10 protein-coding genes are annotated in these 10,104 nt (G+C 55.8%); 9 read left to right on the top strand and 1 reads right to left on the bottom strand.

Features of this window, described 5'->3' with window-relative positions:
* The 9 genes from M0H32_RS29205 to M0H32_RS29165 form a co-directional block, all read left to right on the top strand.
* On the top strand, positions 1-324 hold a 324-nt coding region (locus M0H32_RS29205), incomplete at its 5' end, for an integrase core domain-containing protein (protein WP_248160266.1).
* Between the two features lie 579 nt (positions 325-903).
* Entirely contained in the window at positions 904-1,857 is a 954-nt protein-coding gene (locus M0H32_RS29200; RefSeq protein ID WP_248160265.1) for a Bug family tripartite tricarboxylate transporter substrate binding protein, read from the top strand.
* Positions 1,854-2,285, top strand: coding sequence for a tripartite tricarboxylate transporter TctB family protein (locus M0H32_RS29195; protein ID WP_248160264.1), 432 nt, complete (start codon positions 1,854-1,856; stop codon positions 2,283-2,285). Before M0H32_RS29200 ends, M0H32_RS29195 begins: the two co-directional genes overlap by 4 nt.
* 3 nt (positions 2,286-2,288) lie before the next feature.
* Positions 2,289-3,803 (top strand): tripartite tricarboxylate transporter permease, encoded by a 1,515-nt coding sequence (locus M0H32_RS29190; RefSeq protein WP_248160263.1) that lies wholly within the window; start codon positions 2,289-2,291, stop codon positions 3,801-3,803.
* Between the two features lie 36 nt (positions 3,804-3,839).
* On the top strand, positions 3,840-4,739 hold the full coding sequence (locus M0H32_RS29185; RefSeq protein WP_248160262.1) for an NAD(P)-dependent oxidoreductase: 900 nt from the start codon (positions 3,840-3,842) through the stop codon (positions 4,737-4,739).
* The gene (locus M0H32_RS29180) at positions 4,732-6,468 is read left to right on the top strand and encodes a dihydroxy-acid dehydratase (RefSeq protein WP_248160261.1); all 1,737 of its coding nucleotides are present in this window, start codon (positions 4,732-4,734) and stop codon (positions 6,466-6,468) included. The genes M0H32_RS29185 and M0H32_RS29180 overlap by 8 nt, the downstream gene beginning before the upstream one ends.
* Positions 6,465-7,862 (top strand): NAD(P)H-dependent oxidoreductase, encoded by a 1,398-nt coding sequence (locus tag M0H32_RS29175; RefSeq protein ID WP_248160260.1) that lies wholly within the window; start codon positions 6,465-6,467, stop codon positions 7,860-7,862. The genes M0H32_RS29180 and M0H32_RS29175 overlap by 4 nt, the downstream gene beginning before the upstream one ends.
* Entirely contained in the window at positions 7,859-8,860 is a 1,002-nt protein-coding gene (locus M0H32_RS29170) for an SMP-30/gluconolactonase/LRE family protein (protein WP_248160258.1), read from the top strand. Before M0H32_RS29175 ends, M0H32_RS29170 begins: the two co-directional genes overlap by 4 nt.
* A 184-nt stretch (positions 8,861-9,044) precedes the next feature.
* Positions 9,045-9,941 carry a LysR family transcriptional regulator gene (locus tag M0H32_RS29165; protein ID WP_248160256.1) on the top strand — a complete coding sequence of 299 codons (897 nt, stop codon included), beginning with the start codon at positions 9,045-9,047 and terminating at the stop codon, positions 9,939-9,941.
* Positions 9,942-10,012: 71 nt separating this feature from the next.
* On the opposite strand, the gene M0H32_RS29830 is transcribed toward M0H32_RS29165, so the two are convergent.
* Positions 10,013-10,104 (bottom strand): transposase domain-containing protein (locus M0H32_RS29830; RefSeq protein WP_486660012.1); only part of this gene is annotated, 92 nt, incomplete at its 5' end.

Genomic DNA, 10,104 nt, shown 5'->3' with positions numbered 1-10,104 from the left:
ATCGCCCTGCGCCGTCCGCCCAGAGGCTGCATTCACCATACGGATCGCGGCAGCCAATATTGCTCTCACGACTATCAGAAGCTTCTGCGCCAGCATGGCTTCCAGGTCTCAATGAGCGGAACTGGGAACTGTTTTGATAATGCCGCCGTGGAAACCTTCTTCAAAACGATCAAGGCCGAGTTGCTGTGGCAGAAATCATGGGCCTGTCGCCGAGAAGCTGAAATGGCCATCTTCGAATACATCAATGGCTTCTACAATCCGCGCCGGAGGCACTCGGCTCTGGGATGGAAAAGCCCCTTGGCTTTCGAAGCAAAGGCCGCGTAAATGAGAACTCGGAGCGGCATCAAAACGTGACAGGTCCAGCTGTCGTGCTTATGGATGTTTTGGATTGTGGAAGTGAGCGGGCAACCAGCCGATGCCTGGCTTTGTACCTGAGTTATGGATTCCAAGAGTTGGAAAACACGCCGCTTCGCCTCTTTCTTCCAATTCAGGATGCGCAAGCTATACTCAAGGCCTAGCCTTTCGAGTTTTGAATGATCGAATTGCTCGTTCCCTTATTGTACGTCCGCTTCGCGTTTCCAAATCGGTCGTTCATTGCTTGAAATACCAATTCCCAAAGCTGACATTCGATTGATATGGGTGTCGCGAATACAATAACCTGCGCAGTTCGAATCGAAGGCGCGACATTCAGTATTTTCGTTTTTCTTAATGATAAAATATCCTAAAAATATCTGAAATTCATCAGACTGCCTCGGATGCAAAAGTCGGAGTTAATCAAGACATACCCAGACAACCTGCCATCTCGATTCGCGACGGCAGAGTTGATGAAAAAAATCTTCAGAAAATCTGGAGTACATATTCTCATACCTCGGTCATTTCACCTTGAAGTGTTCGGGAGGAAATATGAGAAATCTTGCTTTATCGACTCTTTCTGCAGTGTTGCTGCTTGGAGGTGTTCAAACTTCGTCAGCGACCGAGTGTCTTGCACCTTCGGGGCCGGGCGGTGGCTGGGACTTTACCTGCCGTACCATAGGCAAGTTGCTGACCGACCTGGATCAGGTCGATGGGGCCGTCCGGACCGTCAACATGGCCGGAGGAACCGGCGCTGTCGGATTTGCTTACGTCGAAAACAAGAGATCCGACGATCCGGACCTGATCGTGGCGACTTCGACTGTTGCGATCAACCAGATCGCTCAGAAGAAGTATCCAGGCGATCTTGACACGATGCGCTTCGTGGGAATGCTCGGTGCGGATGTTGGTGTCATCCTCGTCGCCAATCACAGCCCAATCGAGACGCTGGACGACTTGTTCGCGAAGCTGAAGGATAATCCCAAATCGCTGGTGGGAGCTGGTGACGGCTTCGGAAGCTGGGACCACGTCCGCTATCTGCTGGCTGCACAGGCCGCTGGGGTTGGAGATCTCTGGCGTGTCATGTGGGTTCAGTTCGACGGCGGAACGCCTGCCATTACCCAGATGATCGGCGGCCGTATCGATGTTGTGACGACGGATCTGAGCGAAGCCGCCGGTTTCCTGGAGTCTGGAGACATCCGCGCCCTTGCAGTGCTCTCCGACGAACCGGTTCCCGCGTTTCCCGATATTCCGACGGCAAAGTCATTGGGATACGACGTGACGGGGTACAACTGGAGGGGTATCTATGTGGGAGGAGGCGTCTCTGACGATGCCTACAATACCTGGATTGACCGGCTAAAGACCGTCTACGACAGCGAAGGCTGGAAAGAGGCAGCAAAAAACAACGGTCTCGTCCCGATCTGGCGGGCTGGCGAAGAATTCGAAAACTATCTCGAGAAGCAGCTGAAGGACGTTTCCGAGATCGTCAACAGTCTTGAATTCAAATGACCACAAGAGTCCTTGGCACCGCGATCTTCTTGATCGCGGTCGCCTTTCTCTGTGTCGGCTCGAGTTATCGGATCGGTGCAGGTGACCCGGTCGGCCCCTCTCTGTTTCCAATGCTGGTTTCAATTCCCGCGCTTGCCCTGAGTGGGGCTCTGATTGTCAACCCCAGGATTGAACACCCCTGGCAAGGACGCAAGTCAGCATTGCGCTTGCTCATCGGGATCGGCTGCCTTTTCGCCTATGCTTTTCTCTTGGAGCCGATCGGCTTCCTGCTCGCGACCTTCTTGATGTTCGCCGGTATGGCCTGTCTGTTTGGCGCGAACCAAAAGCAGGCGTCCGCGGCAGCCGTGGTCGCTTCTCCGGGACTGTTCATACTCTTTGATTTGGTTCTCGGTCTGCCCCTACCCGCATTTGGTGAATGGATCGGATAGAAGATGGATACGATTTCTCTTCTTCTGCAAGGTTTGTCCGTCGCGCTTGACCCGATGAACTTTGCGCTGCTTTTGCTTGGTTGTTTTATCGGCACGCTTGTCGGTTCCCTGCCAGGTCTCGGCCCCGTGAACGGTGTTGCAATTCTGATTCCGCTCGCTTTTTCGCTGCATCTCGGGGCAACGGAATCAATGATCCTTTTGTGCGCCGTATATTACGGCTGCATGTATGGCGGCAGAATTTCATCTATCCTGCTGAACATTCCGGGTGATGAGCCGGCCATCATGACGACCCTTGACGGCTATCCTATGACCTTGCAAGGCCGTGCGGGCGAAGCTCTCGCCATTTCGGCAATTGCATCCTTCGTTGGGGCAACGCTTGCCACATTGGGGCTGACGCTTTTCGCGCCAATTCTGGCGCAGGCCGCCATCTACTTCGCCCCTGAAGACTATTTTGCCCTGTTTGTACTGGCGTTCATTACAATCGGCGGGCTCGGTGGCATTGATCCCCGAAAAACACTTCTGGCGGCGTGCATCGGCCTCATGATCGCGTGCGTCGGCATTGACCCGGCAACCGGCGTGCCTCGGTTCACCAACGGTTGGTACGAACTCTATGATGGCATAGATCCGATCGTGGCCCTGATAGGATTGTTCGCTGTCTCCGAAATGTTCTGGTTGCTTGAAATCGGTATCAAGAGCCACTCTCAATCCATGACCGGTGACACCAGGTCGAAATTGCCGAGCCTGGCAACGTTGCGGAAGACTGCCGGCGCGACAACGCGCGGATCGATCCTTGGTTTCTTGGCGGGCATTTTGCCGGGAGCCGGCGCATCGCTGGGAGCCGTGATCGCCTATTCGTTCGAACGGCAAATCAGCAATCGTGACGGAACCTTCGGAAAGGGCGACGAGCGCGGCGTTGCAGCGCCTGAAGCGGGAAACAACGCGGCAAGTGGCGGCGCTCTGATACCGATGCTTGCGTTGGGTGTGCCAGGTAGTGGAACGACGGCGGTCCTGCTCGCGATGCTGATTTCACTCAACGTTCAGCCTGGACCGCTTCTGTTCAACAACAACCCCAACCTTGTCTGGGGGCTGATTGCCTCCCTGTATCTAGCGAATTTTGTCCTGCTGGTGATGAACGTCCCCCTGGTGACCATTTTCACGCGTGTCCTGACCGTTCCGGTCTGGATCCTGTTGCCCATGGTCGCGAGCGTCAGTTTCGTGGGCGTCTATTCCATCAGTCACAGCCCCTTCCAGATGGTCACCATGATTGTGTTCGGACTCCTGGGATTCATTTTGCGCAAATGTGAAATTTCCCTGGTGCCAGTTGTGCTTGGCCTTCTGCTTGCCTCCGACATGGAGAACAACTTGCGCCGTGCGCTTTCGATTTCAGGTGGTGACTACCTGATCCTGCTCCAAAGCCCGATCTCGATCGGTCTCTACGTCCTCTCCGCCGTCTTTCTCGTGCTCTCTGTCGTTCTCTGGCGGCGGGACAGCAAGCGGCTGGAAGTCGTGGGCGACTGACAATCACAAAACAATACTCTCAGGGAGACAAACCAAATGCTGTTCGGATTCATTGGTCTTGGACAAATGGGGAAGCCGATGGCGCTCAACCTCGCCAGGAAGTTCGACGTTATCGCTTTCGACAAACGGCACGTCACCTTGCCGGAAGATCCCCCGAACAAACTCAAACTTGCTGCAGGAATTGCGGATCTCGCCGAGTGCGACTGCGTCTTTCTCAGCCTGCCCTCGGCAGAGATCCTAAGAAAGGTGCTATTCGCAGAGGAAGGGCTCGCTACTTGCCTGAAAGAGGGTGCGCTGATCGTTGACACGAGCACTGTCGAATACAACGCCACTCTTGAAGTCTCGTCAAAGCTTTCCAAACTTGGATTGAGGTTTGTCGATGCTCCTGTTTCCGGAATGCAGTCGAGGGCTGAAAACGGAACTCTGACTGCCATGTGTGGTGGCGATGCGGCAGACATCGCAGAACTCGAATCTACGTTGATCTCGATGGCCTCGAAGATCCTGCACATGGGCCCCACCGGCAGCGGCCAGTTGACGAAGCTTATCAACCAGCTCCTCTTCGACATCAACATGGCCGCGCTTGCGGAGATCTTGCCGATTTCGGCAAAACTCGGACTAAACAGCAAAAAAATCGGCGAAGTCATCAATTCCGGCACCGGCCGCAGTTATGCGTCCGAATTCTTTATCCCGAATATTCTGAGGAATGACTTCAGCAAGGGATATCCAATGCAAGAAGCCTACAAGGATCTGATCAGCGGGGCCGAGCTTTCTGCCCATCAGGTTCTGCCGACGCCATTGCTGGCAGCCGCGACCGCGACTTACCAGAGAGCATTGCATGAAGGCCATGGCGAGAAAGACAAAGGTGCCATGATCCTTGTGTTCGAAGAGCTGCTCGGTTGCCGTTTCCGATGCCAAGACGGAGGGAACAATGACTAAAGAAAAAGGCATGAAGGGTGGTCTCACGAACTATGGCGACAAAGACTTTTCAGTCTTTCTGAGGAATTCTTTTGCGCGTTCAATGGGATATTCGCCGGAAACCTTGAGGAAGCCGATCGTCGGTATCGCATCGACACCATCAGGGTTCAATAATTGTCATCGCACGGTGCCTGAACTGGTCGAAGCCGTCTCCCGCGGTGTGTTGGCGGCCGGTGGCCTGCCGCTGACCTTTCCAACGACGTCGCTGTGCGAGCCATTCCTCAATCCCACCAGCATGATGTTTCGAAACCTCATGGCGATGGACACTGAGGAAATGGTGCGGGCGCAGCCGATGGATGCCGTCGTGCTCATTGGGGGCTGTGACAAGACGGTGCCTGCCCAGCTCATGGGGGCTGCGTCCGCGAATATTCCAGCCATCCAGCTGGTTACAGGTGCGATGTCCACAGGCCGTCACAAGGGCGAACGCCTCGGAGCCTGTACGGATTGCCGGAGGTATTGGGGCCGGTTTCGCGCTGGTGAGGTTGACCGTCATGAAATAGACCTTGTCGAAGGCAGGCTGGCGGCAACTGCCGGCACATGTGCTGTCATGGGTACTGCCAGCACCATGGCAATCATCGCCGAGGTGCTGGGCATCGCTTTGCCGGGAAGCGCAAGTATCCCGGCAGTCATGGCGGACCGTCTCGTGTGTGCCGAACGTTCAGGCACGATCGCCATGAGCCTGGTCAATTGTGCCATAAGGCCGAGCGATTTGATCACCAAACACTCGGTTGAGAATGCTCTTCGTGTACTGATGGCTGTGAGCGGTTCGACAAATGCTGTCGTTCACCTTGCTGCCATTGCAGGAAGGCTGGGTATCTCTATCTCGCCTGAGCGGTTGAATCAGATTTCGGACGAAACACCGGTTCTGGTCAACCTCAAGCCAGTCGGGGAAGGCTACATGGAAGACTTTCATGCAGCTGGCGGCGTCGGCGCGGTCCTGCGCGAACTCCGTCATCTGCTGCATCTCGATACCTTTAATGTCCTCGGGCAGACCCTGCAAGAACGGCTGGACGAACCACTGGAATGGGTCGACAGGAATTATATCTACTCCTTCAAAACCCCTGTCTCGCCGGTTGGAGGCCTGATCGCGCTTTCAGGCAATCTTGCGCCCGACGGTGCCATCTTCAAGCGCGCCGCGGCGACGCCGGAACTTTTCGAAACGGAAGGCCGGGCTGTAGTCTTCGAATCTCTCGCAGATCTTGCCGAACGGATCGACGATCCCGACCTGGATGTCGAACCAGACGATATTCTGGTGCTCAAGAACGCCGGTCCCGTCGGCGCGGGCATGCCAGAGGCCGGTTACCTGCCCATCCCCCGAAAGCTCGCGAAACGAGGGGTCAAGGATATGGTGCGGATATCCGACGCGAGAATGTCCGGAACCGCCTTCGGGACCATCGCCTTGCATATCTCCCCCGAAGCGGCGATCGGCGGGCCACTCGCCATCGTCCACAATGGCGACAGGATCCGTTTGTCGGTTCGAGAGAAGACGCTCGAGCTTCTTGTTTCCGAAGAGGAAATCAGCGACCGGATGGCGGACTGGCGTCCTGGTAGTGCACCAGACAGAGGCTACCAGGCATTGTTCCATCGCACCGTAAACCAGGCACCGCATGGGTGCGACTTCGATTTTCTCACGGGAACCGGCAGAAATGGGAATGCCCTTGCCGGCGATGGACGGGAGGCCGGCGAATGAGCTTGTATGAGCAACTCCAGGCTCGGCAGGAACAAGCACGACCAATTCGAATAGGGATGATCGGTGCGGGCAAGTTCGGAACCATGTTCCTGGCGCAAGCAATCAGAATTCCGGGTATCCATCTCGTCGGTGTTGTGGATCTTAGCCCCTCTGCAGCGCTCTCCAATATGGAGCTGGTCGGCTGGTCCGCCGAACAGATCTGTAAAACCAGTCTTGCCGATGCTGCCAAAAGCGGCAGAACCCATGTTGGCGATGACTGGGAAGCGCTCGTTTCCCATCCTGAGATAGAGATCATTATCGAATGCACAGGCAACCCGGATGCCGCTGTGCGGCATTGCTTGAAGGCCTTCGAGGCGGGCAAGGACGTGATCAATGTCACGGTCGAGGCGGATGCTTTCTGTGGCGTCGGACTCGCAAGACGCGCTGAAGCCGCCGGTGTTCTCTATTCCATGGCCTATGGGGATCAGCCTGCATTGGCGTGCGAGTTGGTCGACTGGGCACGGACATGCGGATTTGGGGTCGTCGCCGCAGGCAGAGGGCACAAATGGCTGCCGCATTACAGGCAGTCAACTCCGGATACCGTCTGGGATCATTGGGGTCTGACACGTGAACAGGCCGAACGAGGCCGCCTCAATGCCAAGATGTTCAATGCCTTCCTCGATGGTTCCAAACCGGCGATCGAATCTGCGGCGATCGCCAATTCGACGGGGTTGGACGCACCCGAGAACGGGCTTCTGTTCCCTCCGGGAGGCATTGACGACGTCCCGAACCTTATGCGGCCCAGATCCGAAGGCGGTGTGCTCGAACGGAAGGGATTGGTCGAAGTGGCCTCCTGCCTCACCACGGATGGAAAGCAGATACCCCATGACATCCGGAAGGGAGTTTGGGTCTGTTTTGAAGGTGATACGGAATACCTCCGCAACTGTTTCGAGGAATACAAGGTCGTTACCGACACCACCGGCAGATACATGTGCAACTACAAACGGTGGCACCTGATAGGTCTCGAGTTGGGTTACTCCGTGGCTTCGTTGGCCTTGCGGCGGGAGCCGACGGGTGTCTCGAAGGATTTTCGGGCAGATGTCGCCGCACTCGCCAAGCGGGACCTTCTACCCGGCGAGAAGCTCGACGGCGAAGGTGGCTTTACAGTATCGGGCTTACTGGTGCCTGCCGAGAAGTCTGTACGCGAAGGTCTGCTGCCGCTCGGGCTCGCGCATGAAATCAAGCTGATCCGGCCGGTCAAGGCGGGTACCGCAGTCCGTTGGGAAGATGTGGAAGTACCGAAAACCGGTGACGCCTACCTGCTTCGGAAGGAAATTGAACGCCTGGGTGCCGCCAGTGCGAACTCTCCGGAAACAGGCAACGTGGAAAGAGCCTTTGAAAAGGAGCATGGATGATGCTGGCAGCAAAAGGCAAATCACTGGGTGAACTCCAGTTTCTTGGTCATGGAATGTCGCGTCCTGAATCCGTGCTGGCGATATCCTCCGGAGACATCTTCACATCGCACAAGAGCCGCGGAATTGTTCGAATTTGCGCAGACGGAAGCCAATACCATCTTGCCAAGGAAACGGAGCTTGGCGGTGTCCCGATTGTTCCCAACGGCATTGCCTTGCGGCAGAACGGCACGTTCCTGATCGCCAACATATCCGATGCCGGTGGACTTCTGGAACTTGACGCAGAAGGTGTGCGGCTCTTCCACCCCTGCGGTTCCGGTGAACAGTCTCCGCCTGTCAATTTCGTGTGTCTTGATCCCACGGGAAGGATCTGGTTCACGGTCTCGTCGACATTCTCTCCTCGATCGCTCGCCTATCGCCGCGATGTGCAGAATGGCTATGTTGGCGTCATCGAAAACGGTCAGATGCGTGTGGTTCTTGAAGGTCTTCATTACACAAACGAGATCTGCCTCGATTTCGAGGCCGGCTGGCTCTACGTCGCGGAAACATTCGGTCAAAAGATCAGCAGGGTTCCTTTGTCTGAGAACGGCGTCGACGGCCACAAACAGGATTTCGTGCACTTGCCGAAAGGTGCCTTCGTCGATGGGATAACGCTTGACAGTGAAGGGGGGCTGATTGCGGCCTGCATCGTTTCCAATGAACTGTTTCGCATTTTCCCGGACGGGGATTTCGAAACGATCCTGACAGAGCGCCAAAACGATTGGGTCGGGATGGTTGAAGCGGCGCTCGACGCCGGAAAAATGGGACGGGCCCATTTCGACAATGCTCCCACAACATCCCTGCGAAACGTCTCCAGCAGTGCCTTTTTCGGTCTGGACCTGGACCGTTTGGTTTGCGGTAACCTTCTGGGAGACAGTCTTCCGGTCTTGAAGGCACCTGTTCGTGGCAGGCAGTTGCCGCACTGGGGTGTGGAAGTGCCGTTGTGGGGGGACGCCTTTTGACGTTCACTGGTGCAGCGGATCAACCGTAATCCTTGGTGAGTAGCTTGCCAGGACTGCGTACGTGCAGCCCTGGCGTGGTGCGTTCAGTTGATTGAACATAAGATGCTCAAACGCTTGAAGATCGATCAGTACTAATGCGTTCAACTGTTTTCAGCCGAACGCCCGCTGCTTCGGGGTCCAGAACATGCATTACGACCTGTTCAGTTTGTCGTTGTTTCTTGCAGTCGCCAGTCTCGGCAGCATCGCCAAGGCAGCGGAACTGCAAAACATTGCTGCTTCTGCAGTGAGCCGGCGCATTTCTGAATTGGAAGACCTGGTTGGAACGCCCCTGTTCTACAGGCGCCAGCGGGGCGTGGAACTCACACCTGCCGGACATGAACTTAGACGATATGCCCGTTCGATTACCGCTGAAGTTGGCCGGATGGACGCGGCGCTCAGCGATTACTCCCATGGAAAAAAAGGAACCGTAAGGATCGCCGCCAATACGTCCGCGATTACGCAATTTCTTCCTGAAGACCTGGCTGAATTCCAGGAAAATCACCCAGACGTTCGAATAAAGCTGGTTGAACTCGTCAGCACCGACATTCTATCGATGGTTCGGACGGGCCACGCCGATTTCGGAATAATCTCTGGACTGACCCCCCAGGAAGACCTCAAGCAGATTACGTACCGAAAAGACCAGCTGGTAGTCGCAGCTCCCAAGGGACACCGGATCCTGCACAAATCGGAAGTCTCCTTTCGCGACATTCTCAAGGAAGACATGGTTTCGCTTCAGACTGGTAGCTCAATTCAAGCCTTTCTCACTACAAAGGCGGAAGAGCAGGGAATGTCGATCCAGACCCGTGTTGAAGTCATGAGCTTCGACGGGGTCAGGCGAATGGTACAGGCCGGCCTGGGTGTCGCGGTCCTCCCGCTTGGGGCAGTTCAACCTTATCTTCAGGCCAGCGAGATTGGCATGGTTCCGGTGAGGGAAGACTGGGCAGAGCGTTCACTTGAAATCGTCTATCGGGAAACGTCCAGCTTCGCCAAACTGCCGCGTACTCTTGTCGAGTTCCTGATCTCGGACCGCCTGGATCAGTAATTCCGTGACTGGTGCGTCCGTTTGCGTTTTCCGGAATACATCTGTAAGCGCTGTCTGCGGCCCACCGGGTTTCAGCTTGACGGCTTGAAGTTCCACGGCAGGAGTTCGTCGATCCGGCTTTTCGGATGACCGCCGGCAATGGCTTCGAGTGTGGCCTTGAGAT

Source organism: Roseibium sediminicola, assembly GCF_023156505.1.
GTDB classification, from domain to species: Bacteria; Pseudomonadota; Alphaproteobacteria; order Rhizobiales; family Stappiaceae; genus Roseibium; species Roseibium sediminicola.
The sequence above is the reverse complement of the archived record's forward strand: the minus strand, read 5'-3'. Positions and strand labels throughout refer to the sequence as shown.

Bases quoted from the DNA above. Each gene is read 5' to 3' on its own strand.
- M0H32_RS29170 (WP_248160258.1), top strand. From the start codon at position 7,859: ATGATGCTGGCAGCAAAAGGCAAATCACTGGGTGAACTCCAGTTTCTT.
- M0H32_RS29190 (WP_248160263.1), top strand. From the start codon at position 2,289: ATGGATACGATTTCTCTTCTTCTGCAAGGTTTGTCCGTCGCGCTTGAC.
- M0H32_RS29200 (WP_248160265.1), top strand. From the start codon at position 904: ATGAGAAATCTTGCTTTATCGACTCTTTCTGCAGTGTTGCTGCTTGGA.
- M0H32_RS29185 (WP_248160262.1), top strand. From the start codon at position 3,840: ATGCTGTTCGGATTCATTGGTCTTGGACAAATGGGGAAGCCGATGGCG.
- M0H32_RS29180 (WP_248160261.1), top strand. From the start codon at position 4,732: ATGACTAAAGAAAAAGGCATGAAGGGTGGTCTCACGAACTATGGCGAC.
- M0H32_RS29175 (WP_248160260.1), top strand. From the start codon at position 6,465: ATGAGCTTGTATGAGCAACTCCAGGCTCGGCAGGAACAAGCACGACCA.
- M0H32_RS29165 (WP_248160256.1), top strand. From the start codon at position 9,045: ATGCATTACGACCTGTTCAGTTTGTCGTTGTTTCTTGCAGTCGCCAGT.
- M0H32_RS29195 (WP_248160264.1), top strand. From the start codon at position 1,854: ATGACCACAAGAGTCCTTGGCACCGCGATCTTCTTGATCGCGGTCGCC.